Genomic DNA, 22574 nt, shown 5'->3' on the forward strand with positions numbered 1-22574 from the left:
TGCTCACCGGCTGTGCGCAGTCGGTCGACCCGATCGAGCGTCTCGGCAGGAAGGCGGCCGAGAAGATTCCGCGGAAGGTCCCGCGCAAGCTGCCGCAGGCGGAGCAGCGGTGCGGGCCCGGACCGCTCGGAACCCTGCGCCCGCGCGGGACGTTGTCCGAAGGCGTGAGCCCGGGTTCCGGCCCGGGCGCCCCGCCCCGACCCCCCGTAACTCCGCCTGCATTGGCACTCCGCTTGACCGAGTGCTAATCGTCGTCCTAGTCTCGGGCCTGGCACTCCCCACTGGAGAGTGCCAACAGCGACGGGCAGGTCCGGCACCCGCGACGACGGATCCACCTGGTCGCCACCTCAGATCAGTTAACCCCGCGAGATCTCCGAAGGGGGAGGTCGGATCGTGACGACCGCCAGCTCCAAGGTTGCCATCAAGCCGCTTGAGGACCGCATCGTGGTCCAGCCGCTCGACGCCGAGCAGACCACGGCCTCTGGCCTGGTCATCCCGGACACCGCGAAGGAGAAGCCCCAGGAGGGGGCTGTCCTCGCCGTGGGCCCGGGCCGCTTCGAGAACGGCGAGCGCCTGCCGCTCGACGTGAAGGTCGGCGACGTCGTGCTCTACAGCAAGTACGGCGGCACCGAGGTGAAGTACAACGGCGACGAGTACCTCGTCCTCTCGGCCCGCGACGTGCTCGCGATCATCGAGAAGTAGTCGAGCGACTTTCGTCTCTGCTGCACCTGCTTCACCTGCAGATTTGCTTGCGCTGCGCCCCTGGTCACCCCGCTGATTGCCGGGCGGCGAGGGGCGCGGCTCGTTCACCCGAGTTTTCGAGAGGGCTGAAACGCTCCCATGGCGAAGATCCTGAAGTTCGACGAGGACGCCCGTCGCGCCCTCGAGCGCGGCGTCAACAAGCTTGCCGACACGGTCAAGGTGACGATCGGCCCCAAGGGCCGCAACGTCGTCATCGACAAGAAGTTCGGCGCCCCCACCATCACCAACGACGGCGTCACCATCGCCCGTGAGGTCGAGGTCGAGGACCCGTACGAGAACCTCGGCGCCCAGCTGGTGAAGGAGGTGGCGACCAAGACCAACGACATCGCTGGTGACGGCACCACCACCGCCACCGTGCTGGCCCAGGCCCTGGTCAAGGAGGGCCTGCGCAACGTCGCCGCCGGTGCCTCCCCGGCCGCCCTGAAGAAGGGCATCGACGCCGCGGTCAAGGCCGTCTCCGACGACCTGCTCGCCACCGCGCGTCCGATCGACGACAAGTCCGACATCGCCGCCGTGGCCGGGCTCTCCGCCCAGGACACGCAGGTCGGCGAGCTCATCGCCGAGGCGATGGACAAGGTCGGCAAGGACGGTGTCATCACCGTCGAGGAGTCCAACACCTTCGGTCTGGAGCTGGACTTCACCGAGGGCATGGCCTTCGACAAGGGCTACCTGTCGCCGTACATGGTGTCCGACCAGGAGCGTATGGAGGCCGTCCTCGACGACCCGTACATCCTGATCCACCAGGGCAAGATCTCCTCCATCCAGGACCTGCTGCCGCTCCTGGAGAAGGTCATCCAGGCCGGCTCCTCCAAGCCGCTCCTGATCATCGCCGAGGACGTCGAGGGCGAGGCCCTGTCGACCCTGGTCGTGAACAAGATCCGCGGCACCTTCAACGCCGTCGCGGTGAAGGCCCCCGGCTTCGGCGACCGCCGCAAGGCGATGCTCGGCGACATGGCCACCCTCACGGGCGGCACCGTCATCGCCGAGGAGGTCGGCCTCAAGCTCGACCAGGTCGGCCTGGACGTGCTCGGCTCCGCCCGCCGCGTCACCATCACCAAGGACGACACGACCATCGTCGACGGCGGCGGCAACTCCGCTGACGTCGAGGGCCGCGTCGCCCAGATCAAGGCCGAGATCGAGGCCACGGACTCCGACTGGGACCGCGAGAAGCTCCAGGAGCGCCTCGCGAAGCTGGCCGGCGGCGTGTGCGTCATCAAGGTCGGCGCCGCCACCGAGGTGGAGCTGAAGGAGAAGAAGCACCGTCTGGAGGACGCCATCTCCGCGACCCGCGCCGCGGTCGAGGAGGGCATCGTCTCCGGTGGTGGCTCCGCGCTCGTCCACGCCGCCAAGGTCCTCGAGGGCAACCTCGACCTGACCGGCGACGAGGCCACCGGTGTCGCGGTCGTGCGCCGCGCCGTCGTCGAGCCGCTGCGCTGGATCGCCGAGAACGCCGGCCTCGAGGGCTACGTCATCACCACCAAGGTGGCGGAGCTGGACAAGGGCTTCGGCTTCAACGCCGCGACCGGCGAGTACGTCGACCTGGTCAAGGCCGGCGTCATCGACCCGGTCAAGGTGACGCGCTCCGCCCTGGAGAACGCCGCGTCCATCGCCTCCCTGCTGCTCACGACCGAGACGCTGGTCGTCGAGAAGCCGGCCGAGGAAGAGGCTGACGCCGGTCACGGGCACGGTCACGGTCACTCGCACTGAGCGATGCGCTCTGCGCGGTAGCCGATCAAGGCGCCGTCCGAGGCCCGGCATCCCGTCGCGGGATGCCGGGCCTCGGTCTGTCCCGGGTTCGCGTCTGCCGGGTTTCGCAGGGGTGCCGGGTGCGGGGCGTGGTCCGTCCTCGCGCAGTTCCCCGCGCCCCTTACGGGGCTCGGCCCCGGGGTTACTTGGGGCCGTACTTCCTGCCCGTCCTCGATGTCACCCCGCCCAGCAGTGCCCTCGGGGTCACCTTCACCACGCCCATCAGGGTCTTGTACCTCGGGTCCGGGATGGACAGGGACTTGCCGCGGGCCAGGTCGGTGAGGGCCGCGGCCACCAGCTTGTCGGCGTCCAGCCACATCCACTTGGGGATGTTGTCCGTGCCCATGCCCGCCCGCTCGTGGAACTCCGTGCGGACGAAGCCGGGGCACAGTGCCATCAGCCGCACCCCCGTGCCCGCCAGGTCCTTGGCCGCCCCCTGCGTGAACTGCACGACCCACGCCTTGGACGCGCCGTACGTCCCGCGCGGCACGAACGCCGCCACCGACGCGACGTTGACGACGCCGCCCCGGCCCCGCTCCCGCATCGCCCCCGTCGCCGCGGACGTCAGCCGGAGCACGGCCTCGCAGTGCACCTTCAGCATCGTCAGCTCGTCGGCGAGCGGCACCTCCAAGTAGCGGCCCTTGTTGCCGAATCCGGCGTTGTTGACCAGCAGGTCGACTCCGTCGCGGCGACGGGCGAGCCGCTCCTCGACGGCCGTGATGCCGTCCTCCGTGGCGAGGTCGGCGGTCAGGACCTCCGCCTCGATGCCGTGCCGGTCGTGCAGCTCGGTCGCCTGCTCGCGCAGCCGCTTGGTGTCGCGTGCCACCAGGACCAGGTTGTGCCCGTCACCGGCGAGCCGCCGCGCGAAGGCAGCGCCGATACCGGCGGTCGATCCCGTAATCAGAGCCGTAGTCATGGACCAAGGCTAGTGAGCCTCAGTGCCCGCTGTGCCGCCCGGACGGCTTGTCCGCCTTCTGGCCCTTCTCCACGACCACGAACTGGCCCATCATTCCTCCGTCCTCGTGACTCAGCAGATGGCAGTGGTACATGTACGGCGTCTTCGGGTCGGCGGGGCCCTCGAAGCGCAGGGCCAGCTTCATGGTCGTGCCGTTCGGCAGGAACACCGTGTCCTTGGGGCCGCGCAGCTCCGGCGGCGGCGCCTCGCCGTTCACCTCCAGGACGCGGAACTGCACGTCGTGCACATGGAAGTTGTGCGGCATGCCGTTGTCGTTGCGCACGGTCCAGGTCTCGGTGGCGCCGCGCGTGACCACCTCGTCGATCCGGTCCATCCGCATCGCCCGGCCGTTGATCCCGGACTGCTTCAGGTCGAAGAACCGCGCCCGGCTCGCCCCCGCGCCGTCCGGCACCTCGAGGTCGCCCAGCTCCGAGGGCAGCGCGGGCGAAGGACGCAGTCGCTCCGCCGCCCGCAGCTGGAGCACGTCGAAGGAGTCGTCGCCCCCGCTGAACCGCTGCTGCCAGGCGCCGCCGTAGTTGTCCTGCGGGAAGCTGCGCAGCACGGTCCTCTCGCCGGGCCGCATCCGCACCACGATCTCGGCGCGCTCACCCGGCGACAGCTGTATCCGCTCCATCCGCGCCGGCCGCTCCAGGGCGCCGCCGTCCGTGCCCACCAGGGAGAAGGCGCGGTCGTCCGGGAAGCCGAAGTCGTACGTACGCGCGGTGGAGGCGTTCAGGAGCCGCAGGCGTATGAGTTCGTCGCCCACCTCCTGGTACGGCGCGAGCGTGCCGTTGACCATGGTCCGGTCGCCGAGGAAGCCGACGTTGCGCATCATCTTGTGGCCGTGGTCGAACTTCGCGCCGTCGAACCTCACGTCCTGCACGATCACCGGCAGGTCGTCGACGCCGTACTTCTTCGGCAGCGCGAGGCGCGCGCTGCGCTTGTCGTCGAGGAGGAACATGCCCGCGAGGCCGCGCTGCACGTGCTTCTCCGTCGCGCCGTGCGGATGCGGGTGGTACCAGAGCGTGGCCGCGGGCTGGTCCACCGTCCAGTGCGGGCTCCAGCTGCCGCCGGGCCGGATCATCTGATGCGGGCCGCCGTCCGTCTTCGCGGGCAGGTGCATGCCGTGCCAGTGGACGGTCGACGCCTCGTCGAGGCCGTTGCGGATCCGCACGCGGACCTTCTCGCCGCGCTGCGCGCGCAGGGTCGGGCCCAGATGGTCGCCGTTGAAACCCCAGGTCGGCGTCGCGCGCCCGGCCTTGAACTCCTTCTCGCCCGACTGCATGCGCAGGTCGAAGACGCGGGTGCCGTCCTTGGCCACGCGGGACTTCGCCAACGGCGGTATCGCCAGGGCGTTGTCGAAGGATTCCTTGCCGACCGTGCTGACCTCGGCGTCCTGCCACAGCCACAGCAGGCCGCCGCCGAGCGCCAGCGCGACGACCGTGACGACGCTGCCGAGGATGATGAGGACGCGCTTGAGGCGTGGCCTGCTCGTGAGTCGGGACATGGTTCGAGACTCGCGGCTCGGCCCGCCCGGGAGTATCGGGGACGGCCCCCACCCGACCCCGATTCAACTCCCGTGCGCCCCTAGGGACTTCCCCTATGCGCGGCTCGTACGGCTCGTACGGCTCGTGCATGCGCGGCTCGCGCGGCTCGCGCCGCCCAGGATCGCTACGCGCTGAGCTTCGCCACGTACTTCCGTGCCTTCTTCACCGTCTCGGGATGCAGCGCGTCCTCGGCCGCGAGCAGCGAAGGCAGCAGGGCGCGCTCCGTCGTCACGGCCCGGAACTGCACGGCGACCGTGACCTCGTGGTCCGGGCGGTGCACGATCTCGACCGCGTCGCCCGCCTGGATCTCGCCCGGTTCGATGACCCGCAGGTAGGCGCCCGGCAGCACGGCCTGCGTGAACCGGCGCACCCAGCCCGTCTCACCCACGTGGCCCTGGAACGTGCGGCACGGGATGCGCGAGGAGGTCACCTCCAGGAGCAGGTCCGGGCCCACGCGCCAACGCTCGCCGATCAGCGCGCCGTTCACGTCCACGCCGGACGTCGTGAGGTTCTCGCCGAAGCCGCCGTTGGGCAGCGTCCGGCCGAGCAGCCGCTCCCACGCGTCGAGGTCCTCGCGCGCGAAGGCGTACACCGCCTGGTCGTCGCCGCCGTGGTGGCGCAGGTCGCAGATGGTGTCTCCGGTGAGGCCGCTGCCGCCGGTGCCCTTGGGGCCGGGCGCGGTCACCCGGACGGCCCCGTCGACGGGCTGCTTGTCGATCCCGGTGCGGCCGCCGGGAGAGTCGGTGTAGTCGACGGTCTTGGGCCGGCCCACATTCACGGAGAGAAGCTTCATGCGGCCAGGCTAAGCGAGCGCTCCTCAAAGCGGCCACGCATTATTGGGTGATGGGCCCAAGGGTCGCTTATGCTCGAGCCATGATCGAGGCCCGTCATCTCCGTGTCCTGCGCGCCGTGGCCGCCACCGGCTCCTTCTCCGCGGCGGCCCGCGAGCTCGGCTGCACCCAGCCCGCCGTCAGCCAGCAGATGAAGGCCCTCGAGGCGTCGGTCGGCACGCCCCTGCTGATCCGCACCGGCCGCGAGATGCGGCTCACGCAGGCCGGAGAAGCCCTGGTCAGGCATGCCGCGGGCATCCTCGCCGGGCTGACCGCGGCCGAGGAGGAGGTCGCCGCCATCGCCGGGCTGCGCGCGGGCCGCGTCCGCCTCGTCTCCTTCCCGAGCGGTTCCTCCACCCTCGTGCCGGGCGCGCTCGCCGCGCTGCGCGCCGCGCACCCCGGCACCCGCGTCTCCCTGGAGGAGGCCGAGCCCCCGCGCTCGGTGGAGATGCTGCGCGAGGGCGACTGCGACGTGGCGCTCGCCTTCCGGTACGCGGGGGCCGCCGCCGCGGACGAGTGGGACGACCTCGTCGTACGGCCGCTGCTCGACGACCGGCTCGTCGGCCTCGTACCGGAGGAGCACCGGCTGGCGAAGGCCGACAGCGTCACCATCGGTGAGCTGGCCGACGAGTCGTGGATCGCGGGCTGCCCGCGCTGTCGCCGCCAGCTGGTGGAGGTCTGCGAGAGCGCGGGCTTCGCCCCCCGCATCGACTTCGCCACGGACGACTACCCGGCGGTGATCGGCCTGGTCGGGGCGGGGCTGGGGGTCGCGGTGCTGCCCGAGCTCGCGATCGAGTCGGTGCGGCCCAAGGGGGCCCGCGCGGTGACGGTGGAGCCCGCCGTGCGCCGGGAGATCGTCGCGCTCACGCTGCCCGACCTGGCGCAGGTGCCGGCCGTCGCCGCCACCCTCGACCACCTGGCGCGGGCCGCCGCGCGCTGAGGCGCGCCCGGAAGGCCCGGGGCGCGCTTGAAGAAACGTTCCTTCAGGGCGTCGCGCCGCTGCCCGCCGCCGTGACCAGGCGGTTGCGGGCCCGGCCCATCAGTTCCTCGCGCTCGTCCTCGGTCAGTCCGCCCCACACGCCGTACGGCTCGCGGACCGCGAGCGCGTGCGCCGCGCACTCCGCGCGCACCGGGCAGCGCATGCAGACCTCCTTGGCCGAGTTCTCACGTGCGCTCCGTGCCGCGCCGCGCTCGCCCTCCGGGTGGAAGAAGAGCGAGCTGTCCACCCCGCGGCAGGCCGCGAGGAGCTGCCAGTCCCACAGATCTGCGTTCGGTCCGGGAAGGCGGGAGAAATCTGCCATTGCGTGTCTCCTGGTAGCCGTTCTGACGCGGATACGGTGCCCATGACCGTACATCTACTGTCTAAGGAGATGAAAATATGACTCATTGCGAATCTAGCCACAGACACCAGGAAAAGGGAAGAAAAGCCGCTAAATGGGGCATAGCTCTTGATGGCGCTCGTCGGGGCCCGTTGGGAGGGCGCATCCGTCCGCGCCGCCTGTGCCGTGTCCGCGCCCTCACGTAGAGTGCCGAAGACGGCTGACTGACCCGTAACTCTTTCGAGTGACCGTCGTTGAGAGTGCGGAGGCGGTTGAAAGAACAAGTGCTCGGGCAGGTGTCCGAGTGCGTCAACCGCACAGGTGACGACTTGTACCAGCCTGGAGGCTCAAGGTGACGCGCATCAGCTGCGGAGGACGGCCATGACATCCGTCCTCGTCTGCGACGACTCCCCGCTCGCCCGAGAGGCGCTGCGCCGCGCGGTCGCGACCGTGCCCGGCGTCGAGCGCGTGACGACAGCGGCCAACGGCGAGGAAGTCCTCCGCCGCTGGGGCGCCGACCGCTCGGATCTGATTCTGATGGACGTACGCATGCCCGGACTGGGCGGCGTGGAGACCGTGCGGCGGCTGCTCTCGGCCGACCCGGGAGCACGCATCATCATGCTCACGGTCGCCGAGGACCTGGACGGGGTCGCGCTCGCGGTCGCCGCCGGGGCCCGCGGCTATCTGCACAAGGACGCCTCGCGCGCCGAACTGCGCGCGACCGTCACACAGGCGCTCGCCGACCCGACCTGGCGGCTGGCCCCGCGCCGGCTCCGCTCGGCCGAGATGGGCGCGGCGCCCACGCTCACCGCGCGTGAGATCCAGGTCCTCGAAGGGATGAGCCACGGCCGGTCGAACGCCGAGATCGGCCGCGAGCTCTTCCTCTCCGAGGACACGGTGAAGACGCACGCCAGGCGGCTGTTCAAGAAGCTCGGCGCCTCGGACCGCGCGCACGCGGTGGCGCTCGGCTTCCGCTGGGGCCTGGTTCGCTGAGTGTGCTGCGGCGGGGGCATGGTGATTCCCGTCCGCCGTGCGGCGGACGGGGCCATGGAGGCCCGCACGCACCCGCCTCGGGAGCGGCTTGTGGCGCTTCGCCGCCGATGCCGCATCCTTGAGGTGTGGAGTTCCTTGGGGACGAGTCGGCCGAGCGGGAGGGGAGGGTGCGGGAGATGAGTTCCGGCGCACCCGCTCATAACGCTTCGATGCACAACTATGGACGCGGTGCCACAGATCAGTCAGCGCCAAGGCACCATGGACCGATGCGCGATGACAAGACGACGGTGATCGGTGCCCTCGTCCTACGCGCCGTCGAGGGGGACGAGCAGGCCACGCACGACCTGTTGGCCCACGTCCACCCGCTCGCGCTGCGGTACTGCCGCACCCGGCTCTCCCGACTTCCCGGTGACGCGCGGCACTTCGTCGAGGACCTCGCGCAGGAGGTCTGCGTCGCGGTGCTGCTCGCGCTGCCGCGCTACCGGGACACCGGACGGCCCTTCGAGGCCTTCGTCTTCGCCATCGCCGCGCACAAGGTCGCCGACCTGCAGCGCGCCGCGATGCGCCACCCCGGTTCCACCGCCGTGCCCTCGGACGAGATGCCCGAGCGGCCCGACGACTCCCTCGGGCCCGAGGAGCGGGCGCTGCTCAGCAGCGACGCCGAGTGGGCCAAGAAGCTGCTCGCCAACCTGCCGGACAACCAGCGCGAGCTGTTGCTCCTGCGTGTCGCCGTCGGCCTCACGGCCGAGGAGACCGGGCAGATGCTGGGGATGTCGCCGGGGGCGGTCCGCGTGGCCCAGCACCGCGCGCTGAGCCGCCTGCGGGCGCTGGCCGAGCAGTAGGCCCCTTCCGGCGCCGGTGGCCCTTCTCGTCGCGTCGGCGCGTTCGTCCCGTGGAGACTTTGGCCACCCTGTGGTGCGGCGCTTCGTTGCCCCGGCGGAGCCGGGCGTCTCTTTCCGCCGCGGCGGTGATCAGCCCGCACGACGCCATTCCGGCGGTGCCGGGCCGCCCTCGGCCCCGTGGATCACCCTCCCCACGGCATGGCTGTAGGAATCTACGAACCGCTGCCCCCGCCGGCACTGTGGAATGAGAGAGCCATGCTTCCCGTTAGCATGGACATCCGCACCGATCAAGGCCATTGGGGAAGGTGTCATGACTGCAAACGTCGACGGAGTGCCCGAGAAATTCGCGACACTCGGGCTGACCTACGACGACGTGCTGCTGCTGCCGGGCGCGTCCGACATGGCGCCCGGCGACATCGACACCGCCTCGTCCATCTCGAAGAACGTCCGGGTGAACGTCCCGCTGCTGTCCGCGGCGATGGACAAGGTCACCGAGTCCCGGATGGCCATCGCCATGGCCCGCCAGGGCGGCGTCGGCGTGCTGCACCGCAACCTCTCCATCGCCGACCAGGCCAACCAGGTCGACCTGGTCAAGCGGTCCGAGTCCGGCATGGTCACGGACCCGATCACGGTGCACCCGGACGCGACCCTCGCCGAGGCCGACGCGATCTGCGCCAAGTTCCGCATCAGTGGCGTCCCCGTGACCGACGGCGGCGGCAAGCTGCTCGGCATCGTCACCAACCGCGACATGGCCTTCGAGGCCGACCGTACGCGCCAGGTGCGCGAGGTCATGACCCCGATGCCGCTCGTCACCGGCAAGGTCGGCATCTCCGGCGTGGACGCCATGGAGCTGCTGCGCCGCCACAAGATCGAGAAGCTGCCGCTGGTCGACGACGCCGGTGTCCTCAAGGGCCTCATCACGGTCAAGGACTTCGTGAAGGCCGAGAAGTATCCGAACGCCGCCAAGGACTCCGAGGGCCGCCTCCTCGTCGGTGCCGCCGTCGGTGTCGCCGGGGACGCCTTCGACCGCGCCCAGGCACTCATCGAGGCGGGCGTCGACTTCATCGTCGTCGACACCGCGCACGGCCACTCCCGGCTCGTCGGCGACATGGTCGCCAAGATCAAGTCGAACGCGGGCGGCGTGGACGTCATCGGCGGCAACATCGCCACCCGTGACGGCGCCAAGTCGCTCATCGACGCCGGTGTCGACGGCATCAAGGTCGGCGTCGGCCCGGGCTCCATCTGCACGACCCGCGTCGTCGCCGGCATCGGCGTACCGCAGGTAACGGCCATCTACGAAGCGTCGCTCGCCGCCAAGGAAGCCGGTGTCCCGGTGATCGGCGACGGCGGCCTGCAGTACTCCGGAGACATCGCCAAGGCGCTCGTGGCCGGTGCGGACACGGTCATGCTGGGCTCGCTGCTCGCGGGCTGCGAGGAGTCTCCCGGAGAGCTGCTCTTCATCAACGGCAAGCAGTTCAAGTCCTACCGGGGCATGGGTTCGCTGGGCGCCATGCAGTCGCGCGGCGAGCAGCGGTCGTTCTCCAAGGACCGGTACTTCCAGGAGGGCGTCGCCTCCGACGAGAAGCTGGTGCCCGAGGGCATCGAGGGCCAGGTGCCCTACCGGGGCCCGCTGTCGGCGGTCGTGCACCAGCTGGTGGGCGGTCTGCGCCAGTCGATGTTCTACGTGGGCGGGCGCACGGTGCCCGAGCTGCAGGCCAACGGCCGGTTCGTACGGATCACGTCCGCGGGCCTCAAGGAGAGCCACCCGCACGACATCCAGATGACGGTCGAGGCGCCGAACTACAGCCGCAACAAGTAGTCGATTCACCGGCGTGACGTGTCGCCGCCGCAACCGGTGGCCACGCGCGTGTCGGGGATACTGGAACGGCATACGGAGCGCCATAGGAAAGCTGAAGGGCCACACACGTGACTGAGATCGAGATCGGCCGCGGCAAGCGCGGCCGCCGGGCGTACGCCTTCGACGACATCGCCGTCGTGCCGAGCCGGCGCACCCGGGACCCCAAGGAGGTCTCGATCGCCTGGCAGATCGACGCCTACCGCTTCGAGCTGCCCTTCCTCGCGGCCCCCATGGACTCCGTCGTCTCGCCGCAGACCGCCATCCGCATCGGTGAGCTCGGCGGCCTCGGCGTGCTGAACCTCGAAGGCCTGTGGACGCGGTACGAGGACCCGCAGCCGCTGCTCGACGAGATCGCGGAGCTGCCCGCCGAGGAGGCCACCCGCCGCCTCCAGGAGATCTACGCCGCTCCCATCAAGGAGGAGCTGATCGGGCAGCGCATCAAGGAGGTGCGCGACTCCGGAGTCGTCACCGCCGCCGCCCTGTCGCCGCAGCGCACCGCACAGTTCTCCAAGGCCGTCGTGGACGCGGGCGTGGACATCTTCGTGATCCGCGGCACGACGGTGTCGGCGGAGCACGTCTCCGGCGCCGCCGAGCCGCTGAACCTGAAGCAGTTCATCTACGAACTCGACGTCCCGGTGATCGTCGGCGGCTGCGCCACGTACACCGCCGCCCTGCACCTGATGCGCACCGGCGCGGCCGGTGTCCTGGTCGGCTTCGGCGGCGGCGCCGCGCACACCACGCGCAACGTCCTCGGCATCCAGGTGCCGATGGCCACCGCCGTGGCCGACGTCGCCGCGGCCCGCCGCGACTACATGGACGAGTCCGGCGGCCGGTACGTCCACGTCATCGCCGACGGCGGCGTCGGCTGGTCCGGCGACCTGCCCAAGGCCATCGCCTGCGGTGCGGACGCCGTGATGATGGGCTCCCCGCTGGCGCGCGCCACGGACGCGCCCGGCAAGGGCCACCACTGGGGCATGGAGGCCGTCCACGAGGACGTGCCGCGCGGCAAGAAGGTCGACCTCGGCACCGTCGGCACCACCGAGGAGATCCTCACCGGTCCGTCGCACATCCCGGACGGCTCGATGAACTTCTTCGGAGCGCTGCGCCGCGCGATGGCCACCACGGGCTACAGCGAGCTGAAGGAGTTCCAGCGCGTCGAGGTCACCGTGGCGGACTCGCAGCACCGCCGCTGACCGCTGCACGGGGCTTGAGCGCAGCAAGGAGCCCGGACCGCCGACAGGCGGTCCGGGCTCCTTGGCGTTCCGGGTCCCGGTCGTGTTCGCCGGGGCGCCCTCGGCGTCCTACTGCGAGGCGCGCTTGGCGCTGCCGAAGGCCGCGACGGCGGCTATCGCGAAGAACACGTACGTCATCGCGTCGGCGTCGTGCTTCCACGCCTCCTGCACGAAGTCGAAGTGGTCGAAGAAGACCTCGGTGAAGTCGAGGTTCAGCTTGTCGGCGATGACGATGGAGGCGCCGACCAGCTGGCCCAGGTACACCGCGCCGAGCGAGAAGACCGCGGCGAGCACGCCGACCGCCGGGTTCGGGCCGCCCACCTTGCCCGCGGCCAGACCCACGACGAAGCCGACGCCGACCGCCGCCCAGCCGATCTCGTGCTCGGTGGCGCCGATGATGCCTCCGTAGACGCCGGCGGCGACCAGGGCGGCGACGAGGGCGGCCACCACGCCGAGGCCCACGTTGCCCCGCGCGGCCGGGGGCGGCGGCGGGAAGCCACCGGGCTGCGGCTGCTGCGGGAAGGGGTTGTACGGCTGCTGCGGCTGCTGGCCGTAGGGCTGTTGCGGCTGCTGCGGGTAGCCGTAGCCGGGCTGGCCGCCGTACGGCTGCTGCGGCTGCTGGCCGTAGGGCTGCTGCTGGCCGTACGGCTGTCCGCCCTGGTCTGGAGGCGTGGGCTGCGTCATCTGGTTTCCCCCTGGGACGTGAACGCACTGGTGTGCGGTAAGTGACTGGATCCGCACGGTAGCAGCAGCGCGCGAAGGGCCCCAGGGGGTTGTGTGTGGGATCAGAGGCGGTGGGCGGCGCCCGCCGGGGTCGCGCCCCTGGTGTCGAGCAGGAGCTGGGCCTTCACGGCGAGGCCCTGGAGGTCGTAGGTGCGGTGGTGCTGGAGCAGGATCGTCAGGTCGGCGTCGGCGGCCGCTTCGTAGAGGGTGTCCGCGCGGGGCACGGGATGGCCGAGAACGTTCCAGTGGCCCACGTAGGGGTCGTGGTAGCTGACGGCGGCGCCGAGCTCCATGAGGCGGACGGCGATCTCCTGGGCGGGGGCGCCCTGCTGGTCGGCGACGTCCGGCTTGTAGGTGACGCCGAGGAGCAGCACGCGGGCGCCGCGCGCGGACTTGCCGTGCTCGTTGAGCAGGGTCGCGGCGCGCTGGATCACATAGCCCGGCATCCGGTCGTTGACCTGCTGGGCCAGTTCGACCAGGCGCAGGGGGCGCAGGCCGCGCGCGGGTCCGGGGACGTCCAGGGGGACGCCGTGGCCGCCGACTCCGGGGCCGGGGCGGAAGGCCTGGAAGCCGAAGGGCTTGGTCTCGGCGCAGCGGATGACGTCCCACAGGTCGATGCCGAGGTCGTGGCAGAGCACCGCCATCTCGTTGACCAGCGCCATGTTCACGTGGCGGTAGTTGGTCTCCAGGAGGTGCACGGTTTCGGCCTCCCGGGGGCCGCGCGCGCGGACGACCTTGTCGGTGAGGCGGCCGTAGAAGGCGGCGGCGGACTCGGTGCAGGCGGGGGTGAGGCCGCCGATGACCTTGGGGGTGCCCGCGTAGCCGTGGGTGCGGTTGCCGGGGTCGAGGCGGGCGGGGGAGTAGGCGAGGTGGAAGTCCCGTCCGGCGCGCAGGCCCGAGCCCTCTTCCAGGAGCGGGCGCAGGAACTCCTCGGTGGTGCCGGGGTACGCGGGCGACTCCAGGATGACCGTGGTGTGCGGGCGCAGCCGGGCGGCGAGGGCGCGGGCGGCGTCGGCCACCTGGCCGAGGTCGAGCGAGCCGTCCGCGGCCGGGGGCGTGGGGGCGCAGATGACGGCCGTGCGGACGCGGCCGAGTTCGGCGGGGTCGGTGGTCGGCCGGAAGCCCCCCGAGAGCATCCGGCGGACGTCGGCGGCGGTGAGGGTCCCTTCGGTGCCGTCACCCGGAAGGCGGCCCCCGGCCAGGTCGGGTGCGCGGCCGGGGTCGTAGCCGATGGTGGCGATGCCGCCGGCGGCGGCGGCCTGGGCGAGGGGCAGGCCGAGGTGGCCGAGACCGATGACGGCGAGGTCAGCTGGCATGGCGGTGAGCCGTCCTTCCCAATAGCCGGGGCGGATATAGCCAAAGCGGGACGATCGCGCAAGCCCTGTGGACAAGATGGGCGAGCGCAATGTCAGACTAGGAGTAAATATGACCGATTTGCGGGATTGGGCCCCTCCCGGCATCGGAGTGTTGGCGGCGGCTTCCGCGCTCGCGGAAGTTCCCGGTGGCCCCGCCGCTCCCGGCAGCCGCAGCGGTCACGACGGCCACGGCGGCCTCATCGGCCGCGGCAGCTTCAACGTTTCTCCACAGGCCGTGGCCGAACTCGGCGGGCGCGACCAGAATCTGGGCATGATGTGAGCGCGACCACACCCGAAAAGCACGGGAGGCAGCGGTGAGGACAGCGACTCTTGGCCCGGCGGAGCGCGCCGAGGCACTCGCGGGCATGGCCGAGCACGAGCTGGACATTCTTGTCGTGGGCGCCGGAGTGGTCGGCGCGGGCACCGCGCTCGACGCCGTCACCCGCGGCCTGAGCACCGGTCTGGTCGAGGCCAGGGACTGGGCGTCGGGCACGTCGAGCCGGTCGAGCAAGCTGATCCACGGTGGCCTGCGCTATCTGGAGATGCTGGACTTCGCGCTGGTGCGCGAGGCGCTGAAGGAGCGCGGCCTGCTGCTCGAACGGCTCGCGCCGCATCTCGTGAAGCCCGTCCCGTTCCTGTACCCCCTCCAGCACAAGGGCTGGGAGCGGCTGTACGCGGGCTCGGGCGTCGCGCTCTACGACGCCATGTCGATGGCGCGCGGCCACGGCCGAGGCCTGCCGACGCACCGCCACCTGACCCGCCGTCACGCCCACCGCGTGGCCCCGTGCCTGAAGAAGGACGCCATGGTCGGCGCCCTGCAGTACTACGACGCGCAGATGGACGACGCCCGCTATGTGGCCACCCTCGTGCGCACGGCCGCGGCGTACGGCGCGAAGGCCGCCAACCGCGCCCGGGTCACGGGCTTCCTGCGCGAGGGCGAGCGCGTCGTCGGCGCCCGGGTCCAGGACGTCGAGGCAGGCGGGGAGTACGAGATCCGCGCCAAGCAGATCGTGAACGCCACCGGCGTGTGGACCGACGACACCCAGGGCATGGTCGGCGAGCGTGGCCAGTTCCATGTGCGGGCGTCCAAGGGCATCCACCTGGTGGTGCCGAAGGACCGGATCAACTCCTCGACCGGGCTCATCCTGCGCACGGAGAAGAGCGTGCTCTTCGTGATCCCCTGGGGCAGGCACTGGATCATCGGGACCACGGACACCGACTGGGACCTGGACAAGGCCCACCCGGCCGCCTCCAGCGCGGACATCGACTATCTCCTGGAGCATGTGAACTCGGTGCTCGCGGTGCCGCTCTCGCGCGACGACGTGCAGGGGGTGTACGCGGGCCTGCGGCCGCTGCTCGCCGGGGAGTCGGACGCCACCAGCAAGCTGTCCCGCGAGCACACGGTCGCCCATCCCGCGCCGGGCCTGGTCGTCGTCGCGGGCGGGAAGTACACGACGTACCGCGTCATGGCCAAGGACGCCGTCGACGAGGCGGTGCACGGTCTGGACCAGCGGGTCGCGGACTGCGTCACGGAGGACATCCCGCTGGTCGGGGCGGAGGGCTATCGCGCGCTGTGGAACGCCCGCGCGGGCATCGCGGCCCGCACCGGCCTCCATGTGGTGCGCGTGGAGCACCTGTTGAACCGGTACGGCTCCCTGGCGGAGGAAGTGCTCGAGCTGGTCACCGCCGACCCGTCCCTGGGCGAGCCGCTCGCGGCGGCCGAGGACTATCTGCGCGCCGAAGTCGTCTACGCCGCGTCGCACGAGGGCGCCCGCCACCTGGACGACGTGCTCACGCGCCGCACCCGCATCTCCATCGAGACCTTCGACCGCGGCACCCGCAGCGCCCGCGAGTGCGCGGAGCTGATGGCGCCGGTGCTCGGCTGGGACAAGGACCAGATCGAGCGCGAGGTCCAGCACTACGAGAAGCGGGTGGAGGCCGAGCGTGAGTCGCAGCGCCAGCCGGACGACCTGACGGCGGACGCGGCGCGGCTCGGGGCGCCGGACATCGTGCCGCTGTAGCCGCGGGAGGCTCCGGTCGCGGGTCGCCGCGGTCGGACGGCGTGCCGCCGGAGTTCGGCCTCCCCCTCGGGAGAATCGGCCTCCCCCTCGGGAGGAGACGGGGAGGCTGACCTTCCGCTTGTCAGCAAGTAGTCAAGGAGTGGTCAGGGGTTCTGGGTGGTTTGACCCGAGGAGGGTGGCCAAGGGGGGTATGGACAGCGAGGTTTGGGGTGGTGCGCCGGGGTTCACCCGGTGGGAATGTCCATGATGTGGGACGACGGACCCGCGGCGTCGGCAGGTCCCCGGGTGAGGGACAATGAAGGCTCTGTCGGGGCTGGTTGTGCGGGTAGTTGAGGGGACGCATGTCGGAGGCTGAGCGGACGGGCGAGGCTCGTCAGGATCAGAGCGCACGTCTCCTCGCGGGCCGGTACCGGCTCGGTGACGTGCTCGGCCGCGGCGGCATGGGCACCGTCTGGCGGGCCAAGGACGAGACGCTGGGCCGCACGGTCGCGGTCAAGGAGCTGCGTTTCCCGTCGAGCATCGACGAGGACGAGAAGCGCCGGCTCATCACGCGCACGCTGCGCGAGGCCAAGGCGATCGCCCGGATCCGCAACACCAGTGCCGTGACGGTCTTCGACGTGGTCGACGAGGACGACCGGCCGTGGATCGTGATGGAGCTGGTCGAGGGCAAGTCCCTGGCCGAGGCCGTGCGCGAGGACGGGCTGCTCACGCCGAGGCGCGCTGCGGAGGTCGGGCTCGCCGTGCTCGACGTGCTGCGCTCGGCGCACCGCGAGGGCATCCTGCACCGCGACGTGAAGCCGTCCAACGTGCTGATCGCCGAGGACGGCCGCGTCGTCCTCACCGACTTCGGCATCGCCCAGGTCGAGGGCGACCCGTCCATCACGTCGACGGGCATGCTCGTCGGCGCCCCTTCGTACATCTCGCCGGAGCGGGCACGCGGCCACAAGCCCGGCCCCGCGGCCGACCTGTGGTCGCTCGGCGGGCTCATCTACGCGGCCGTGGAGGGCGTGCCCCCGTACGACAAGGGCTCGGCCATCGCGACGCTCACCGCCGTGATGACCGAGGCCGTCGAACCGCCGCAGAACGCGGGACCGTTGCTGGAGAAGGTCATCTACGGCCTGCTCGCCAAGGACCCCGAGCAGCGGCTCGACGACGCGAGCGCGCGGGCGATGCTCCTGGAGGTCGTCAACGCCCCGGACATCCCCGAGGCCAAGGCACCGGCGGAGCCGGTGGACGCGACGAAGGTCGTGCCGCTGCCCCCGGTCCCGCCGCAGGCGCCGCCGTCCGGTGCCCCCGGCACCCGTAAGGGCGAGGAGGCCGCCGAGCGGCTGAAGGGTGCGTTCCGCTCGGTGCGCAAGAAGGCGGCGGCCGCGGCCACGTCGGCTCGCGGTGCGGGTGCGGCGGGCGGTGCCGCGGCTGCTGCGACTGATGGGGCAGGTGGTGCCGCTGGTGCCGCGTCGGTCGGCGGTCCGGCCGCCGGTGGCGGCGCGGGCAACGCCGGTCCGGCGTCGGGTGCTTCGGCCGGGTCCGGGGTGACCGGGCACGGCGGTGGTGGCGCCGCGGGTGCTGCCTCCGGGACGGCGAGCGGGACGGCCGCTTCGGGGACGACTGCTTCCGGTGCGGTCGGTGCGGTCGGTGCTGTCGGTGCGGGGGAACGTATCGGCGGTGCGGCCGGGAGCGGTGGCGCCGAGCGTGGTGCTGGTGCTGGTGCTGGTGCTGGTGCTGGTGGCGTGGGGCGAGGCGTGGGCGCCGGTTCGGGTGGCGCGGGCTCGGCCTCGGGTGCGGCCTCCGGGAGCGTCGGTTCCGGCGTGGGCGTGGGGCTGAACTCCGCCGGTGCGGGAGCGGGTTCGCACGGCGGCGCGCGGATCCCGGCGCAGCTCAGTGGGCCGCCGAAGCCGCCCGCGCGGGCGCCGCTCACGGACGTGGTGCCCCGGCGCACGCTGGTGATCATCGCGGTGGTCGTCGCACTCGCGGTGCTCGGCACGGTGCTCGCGTTCGCGCTCAACGGCGACGGAGCCAAGGACGACAAGAGCGGCGGCGACACGTCCTCGTCCAGCGGGGCGACCGCGGGCGGCGACGGCGAGGAGAAGGGCTCCGGGAAGGACTCGGGGAAGAACGACGACTCCGGTTCCGGCAAGGGCAAGGGCAAGGACGGCCAGGGCGACCAGGGCAAGGAGCAGGACGACAACTCCGGCTCGGGCAAGGACGACGACGCGGGGCAGGGCTCGCCCATCGGCGGCGACGGCAAGGGCAAGGACGGCGCCGAGGAGACGTACAAGCATCCGCAGGGCTTCTCGATAGGCCTGCCCAAGGGCTGGAAGTTCCGCACCACCGACCGCGCGGGCGCGCGCTTCACCGGGCCGAACGGGCAGAAGCTGCTCATCGGCTGGACCCCGACGCCCAAGGACAACCCCGTCGCGGACTGGAAGAACCAGGAACTGGGCATGCGCCGGGCCCAGTACGACCGGATCCGCATAGAGAAGGTCGACTTCCGCGGCTGGAACACGGCGGACTGGGAATTCACCTACGTGGACGGCGGTACGAAGTACCGCTCCGTGGACCGCGGCTTCGTCGTCAACGGCGGCCTGGGCTACGGACTGATGTACACCGCGAAAGCGGACGACTGGGGCAGCGATCAGCGACGCGAGGCCTGGCGGACGTTCACACGGACCTTCGAGCCGAAGAAGTGACGGTGGGGCGGGACCGGTGAGATGGCCGGGCGATGACCGGCGAGATCTCGCATCCCCTCAATACGGTTCGGTTGTGGCACGTATCGTGAGTGCTTGCGGAGGGTAAGCAGCCGCAACGAGCCGTAAGTCGAACGGAATTGACCACCGGGCGGATGGGGGAGGCATCGTGGACGACTATGCGGGACGGGTGCTCGCCGACCGCTACCGCCTGCCGCTGCCCCCGTCCGACGAGTACGAACTCGCCGAGACCCGCGCCTTCGACACCTACAGCGGCCAGGAGGTCCTGGTCCGGCAGGTGCCGCTGCCCGAGATCGTCGAGGCGGAGGTGCTCGGCGACGAGGCGTACGGCGACGGCGATCTGAGCGACGTGCTGCCCGGCGGGCTGCCCGAGGGCTTCCGGAGCGCGCGCGGGAGCGCGGCCCGCGGCGGCGCCCGGCGCGCGGGCTCGCGCGCGACGCGCAGGCCGAGCGACCCCGCGGTCCTGCGGGCCATCGAGGCCGCGCAGGCCGCCGCGCGCATCCCCGACCACCCGCGGCTCGACCAGGTCTTCGACGTGTTCGCGGAGGACGGCTCGCTGTGGATAGTGAGCGAACTGGTCGCGGCCCGACCGCTCGCGGCGTTACTGGCCGACCGGCCGCTGAACCCCTTCCGCGCGGCGGAGGTCGCGGCGGACGTCGTCACGGCCCTGCGCGTCCTGCACGCGCACGGCTGGGTGCACCGGAACATCACCGCGCGCACGGTGCTCGTCTGCGACGACGGCCGCGTGATGCTGACGGGTCTCGCCGCGGGCGCCGCCGAGGAGGCCCTGTGCGGGTACGACCCGCGGCCCGAGGAGGACGACTTCGCGGGCTTCACCGAGCCCGAGGGCGCGGTGCCCGAGCCGACGGGCGGCGCGGGGTACGCGGCGCTGGAGGCCGCGGGGGCGGACGGGGACGGCGCGTACGCCGACGACGAGTCGGCTGAGTACGCCGGGTACGACGAGCGCGGTGAGTACGGGCAGGAGCCCGCGTACGGCGGGGGCGACGGGTACGACCGCGGCGATGAGTACGGCGGGGAGCCCGCGTACGACGAGGGTCCGGCCTACGGCGAGGGTCCCGCGCGGGGCGGGGCCGCCGCGTACGGCGAGCACGGTGCGTACGGAGACAACGGCTCCCACCGCGAGCACGGCGGCAACGGATCGCGTGGGCACGCCGCGATCGAGGCCGCGCGGCAGGCGGACGACGGCGGGGCCGAGGCGCCGTACGGCAGCGCCGAGCGGGACCTCAGGGCGGCGCGGGCCGGGGCCATCGCCGCGTACCGGGCGGGTGCGGCGCGGGCCGCGGCCCGGGTGAGCGAGCGCGGCGCGGCGGGGCGGGCCGAGGCGGACGGCGGCGCCGAGCGCGATGACGGCGCGTACGACACCTATGGCGGCGAGGGCGCGGACGGCGACGGCGGTTCCGTCGGCGCGGGCGGCTCCGTCGGGCACATCTCGGATCCGTACGGGGTCCGGGAGCGGCAGAAGAAGCCGTGGCACGGGGCTGTGCCGCGCGCGGGAGCTGTGCCCGCGCAGGGCGGCGCACCGGGTTCGCACGGTGCGCCGGGCTCCCACAACGCACCGGGCCCCCACAACGCACCGGGCCCCCACAACGCGCCGGGCTCCCACAACGCACCGGGTTCCCACAACGCACCGGGTTCCCACGGCGCACCGGGTTCCCACAACGCGCCGGGTTCGCACGGCGCACCCGACCCCCACCACGCCCCGGGCCCGCACGGCGCCCCGGCCCCGCACCACACCCCCGGCGCCCCAGCCCCGCAACGCGCCCCCGGCGCACAGGGCGGCGCACAGAGCCCCCCGCCCCACCCCTTCACCAAGCAGCTCCCGTCCGCGCAGCTCCCCTCCGCCCGGACGCAGCCCGCCCCGGACCGGCAGGCCCCCGCGCGCCCGGCGCCGTACCCTTCGACCCCGCACACGTCGACCCAGTACCCCTCGGCCCCGCACGCGTCGACCCAGTACCCCTCGGCCCCGCACGCGTCGGCGCCGCGCGAGTCGGCCCCGCACCCCTCGGCCCCGCACGCGTCGACCCCCTCGGCCCCTCGCGAGTCGACCCCGTACGCCCCGACTCCGTACCAGCCCAAGCAGAACCTCCCCGCCCCCGCCGCCCGCCCCGCCCCCGCCCCCGACCTCGCCAAGTCGCCCGACCGCAGGGGCACAACCGGTGCCCCCGAGGGCAACGCCCGTCCCCGTGAGGGCGAGTGGGACGACCCCGCGGGCGAGCTGCGCGCGCGCCGCGGTCCGACCACCGCGCTCGCCGCCGAGCGGGCCCGGCACGCCCGGATGACCGTCGTCGGCGCCGTCACGGAGCGGTGGGCGCCGGAGCAGGCCGGTCCTGTGCACGACAACTGGCAGCTGGCCGCGCCCATCGGGCCCGCCACCGACCTGTGGGCGCTCGGCGCGCTGCTGTTCCGCGCCGTCCAGGGCCACGCCCCGTATCCGGAGGACAGCACCGCCGAGCTGGTGCAGCTGGTGTGCGCGGAACCGCCCGCGTTCGCGGAGGAGTGCGGTCCGCTGCGGCCCGTCGTCGAGTCGCTGCTGCGTCAGGACCCGACCGAGCGCATCGACTTCGAGGAGCTGAGCGGCTGGCTGCGCTCCCTGGTGCGGTCGGCGCCGGAGCCCGACGCGGGCGCGCACGTGGTGCCCGCGCCGCCGTACGACGGCGGCAAGCTGCCCGTCGTGCGCCGCCGCGGCGAGGTCGTCCGCAAGCGCCGCTCGCCCGCGCCGGTCCCGGCCGGGGACGACGGCGGCCAGGGCCACGGCCGCCACAAGCGCGGCCGGGAGCGCGTCAAGGAGCGCGGCAGGGACACCAGGCCGGTGCGGGCGCCGCGCCCCGAGCGGGCACCGAGCGCCCGGGGGCCGAGGTCGCTCGGCCGCGTCCTGCTCGTCGTGATCCTGGCCGGTCTGGTGGCGGCCGTCGCGTACGCGATGCTGTTCATGCCCGAGTCCGGCGAGGGCGAGGGCACCGGCCGCACCGGCAACGCGGGCGAGGTCAGCCCGGCGCCCGACGGCAACGGCGAGCGCCCGAGCGGAGGCGAGGCGCCGGACGACGACGGCAAGGGCGAGGGCGACGGCGAGGACGGGAAGGCGTCGGACCCGGAGAAGACGCCCGGTTCGCAGGAGCCGCAGACCACCGACCCGGACCTCGCGTCCGGCTTCACGCTGCGCAAGGACGCCGAGGGCTTCCGGGTGGCCGTGGCCGACGGCTGGGACCGGCAGCCGAAGAACGGCCGCGGCCAGGTCCTCTACAGCCACGGCCGCTTCGAGCTGCTCGTCGTCCCCGGCCGCGACAGCACCGGCGACTTCGGCACGGACCCGATGAAGTACCAGAAGGAGGACGAGCGCGAACTCCAGCCGTTCCGCGACTCGTCGTGGGCCACGTCCAGCGGTCTCCGGCTCGTCGACGTGGGCGGAAAGTCCCGGGCCGAGGGGCAGTTCACGTGGCAGGACACCGACGGCACCGAGGTCTTCGTACGCAATCTCGCGATGGCCGTCGACGGGAAGTACCACGTGCTCCAGGTGCGCGGGCCCGAGGCCGAGCGGGACGAGGTGACGCGTCTGTTCGAGCAGGCGTCGGCGTCCTACCGGCCCTCCGGCTGACCCCCGACCGTCCGCCGCGGGCACGCCAACTGGCCCTCGTCGGCCACGTGTCCGCACCCCGCCCGCGTCA

The 22574-nt window shown here is 72.3% G+C and carries 17 protein-coding genes; 11 read left to right on the forward strand and 6 right to left on the reverse strand.

Annotated elements, in window-relative coordinates:
- Positions 1-393 precede the first annotated feature (393 nt).
- Both groES and groL read left to right on the forward strand, forming a co-directional pair.
- Positions 394-702: a co-chaperone GroES gene (gene groES / locus AB6L24_RS28960; RefSeq protein ID WP_004955293.1), complete on the forward strand. Its 309-nt coding sequence runs from the start codon at positions 394-396 to the stop codon at positions 700-702.
- Positions 703-840: 138 nt separating this feature from the next.
- Positions 841-2469, forward strand: a complete 1629-nt coding sequence (gene groL / locus AB6L24_RS28965; protein ID WP_405659997.1) for a chaperonin GroEL — start codon at positions 841-843, stop codon at positions 2467-2469.
- Between the two features lie 181 nt (positions 2470-2650).
- On the opposite strand, the gene AB6L24_RS28970 is transcribed toward groL, so the two are convergent.
- The 3 genes from AB6L24_RS28970 to AB6L24_RS28980 all read right to left on the reverse strand — a co-directional run bounded on the left by AB6L24_RS28970 (position 2651) and on the right by AB6L24_RS28980 (position 5803).
- Positions 2651-3424 (reverse strand): SDR family NAD(P)-dependent oxidoreductase, encoded by a 774-nt coding sequence (locus tag AB6L24_RS28970; protein WP_405660000.1) that lies wholly within the window; start codon positions 3422-3424, stop codon positions 2651-2653.
- Between the two features lie 19 nt (positions 3425-3443).
- Positions 3444-4970: a multicopper oxidase family protein gene (locus AB6L24_RS28975; RefSeq protein WP_405660002.1), complete on the reverse strand. Its 1527-nt coding sequence runs from the start codon at positions 4968-4970 to the stop codon at positions 3444-3446.
- A 164-nt stretch (positions 4971-5134) separates the two neighbouring features.
- Positions 5135-5803, reverse strand: coding sequence for an MOSC domain-containing protein (locus AB6L24_RS28980; RefSeq protein ID WP_405660005.1), 669 nt, complete (start codon positions 5801-5803; stop codon positions 5135-5137).
- Positions 5804-5883: 80 nt separating this feature from the next.
- On the opposite strand from AB6L24_RS28980, the gene AB6L24_RS28985 reads away from it, so the two are divergent.
- Positions 5884-6780, forward strand: coding sequence for a LysR family transcriptional regulator (locus AB6L24_RS28985; RefSeq protein WP_030361421.1), 897 nt, complete (start codon positions 5884-5886; stop codon positions 6778-6780).
- A gap of 43 nt (positions 6781-6823) precedes the next feature.
- Here the strand turns inward: AB6L24_RS28985 and AB6L24_RS28990 are convergent, their stop codons facing one another.
- Positions 6824-7141 (reverse strand): WhiB family transcriptional regulator, encoded by a 318-nt coding sequence (locus AB6L24_RS28990; RefSeq protein ID WP_030361422.1) that lies wholly within the window; start codon positions 7139-7141, stop codon positions 6824-6826.
- Between the two features lie 399 nt (positions 7142-7540).
- Between AB6L24_RS28990 and AB6L24_RS28995 the strand changes: the two genes are divergently transcribed.
- From AB6L24_RS28995 to AB6L24_RS29010, 4 genes are all read left to right on the forward strand, one after another.
- Positions 7541-8152 carry a response regulator transcription factor gene (locus AB6L24_RS28995; RefSeq protein ID WP_003948568.1) on the forward strand — a complete coding sequence of 204 codons (612 nt, stop codon included), beginning with the start codon at positions 7541-7543 and terminating at the stop codon, positions 8150-8152.
- 266 nt (positions 8153-8418) lie between these two features.
- The gene (locus AB6L24_RS29000; RefSeq protein ID WP_030361423.1) at positions 8419-8994 is read left to right on the forward strand and encodes a sigma-70 family RNA polymerase sigma factor; all 576 of its coding nucleotides are present in this window, start codon (positions 8419-8421) and stop codon (positions 8992-8994) included.
- 310 nt (positions 8995-9304) lie between these two features.
- Entirely contained in the window at positions 9305-10813 is a 1509-nt protein-coding gene (guaB, locus tag AB6L24_RS29005) for an IMP dehydrogenase (protein WP_380854124.1), read from the forward strand.
- A gap of 107 nt (positions 10814-10920) precedes the next feature.
- A complete protein-coding gene (locus tag AB6L24_RS29010) occupies positions 10921-12045 on the forward strand; it encodes a GuaB3 family IMP dehydrogenase-related protein (RefSeq protein ID WP_405660012.1) in 1125 nt (374 codons plus the stop codon).
- A 108-nt stretch (positions 12046-12153) separates the two neighbouring features.
- Here the strand turns inward: AB6L24_RS29010 and AB6L24_RS29015 are convergent, their stop codons facing one another.
- A complete protein-coding gene (locus AB6L24_RS29015) occupies positions 12154-12768 on the reverse strand; it encodes a hypothetical protein (protein WP_405660015.1) in 615 nt (204 codons plus the stop codon).
- Positions 12769-12869: 101 nt separating this feature from the next.
- A complete protein-coding gene (locus tag AB6L24_RS29020; protein ID WP_405660018.1) occupies positions 12870-14123 on the reverse strand; it encodes a nucleotide sugar dehydrogenase in 1254 nt (417 codons plus the stop codon).
- 109 nt (positions 14124-14232) lie between these two features.
- Between AB6L24_RS29020 and AB6L24_RS29025 the strand changes: the two genes are divergently transcribed.
- The 4 genes from AB6L24_RS29025 to AB6L24_RS29040 all read left to right on the forward strand — a co-directional run bounded on the left by AB6L24_RS29025 (position 14233) and on the right by AB6L24_RS29040 (position 22504).
- Positions 14233-14442, forward strand: a complete 210-nt coding sequence (locus tag AB6L24_RS29025) for a hypothetical protein (RefSeq protein ID WP_405660021.1) — start codon at positions 14233-14235, stop codon at positions 14440-14442.
- 34 nt (positions 14443-14476) lie between these two features.
- Positions 14477-16183: a glycerol-3-phosphate dehydrogenase/oxidase gene (locus AB6L24_RS29030; protein ID WP_030361428.1), complete on the forward strand. Its 1707-nt coding sequence runs from the start codon at positions 14477-14479 to the stop codon at positions 16181-16183.
- A 341-nt stretch (positions 16184-16524) separates the two neighbouring features.
- Positions 16525-18873, forward strand: a complete 2349-nt coding sequence (locus AB6L24_RS29035) for a serine/threonine-protein kinase (protein ID WP_405660024.1) — start codon at positions 16525-16527, stop codon at positions 18871-18873.
- 166 nt (positions 18874-19039) lie between these two features.
- Entirely contained in the window at positions 19040-22504 is a 3465-nt protein-coding gene (locus AB6L24_RS29040; RefSeq protein ID WP_405660027.1) for a protein kinase, read from the forward strand.
- Positions 22505-22574: the final 70 nt, after the last annotated feature.

It is taken from the genome of Streptomyces sp. RK9 (genome assembly GCF_045070545.1).
GTDB classification, from domain to species: Bacteria; Actinomycetota; Actinomycetes; order Streptomycetales; family Streptomycetaceae; genus Streptomyces; species Streptomyces alboflavus.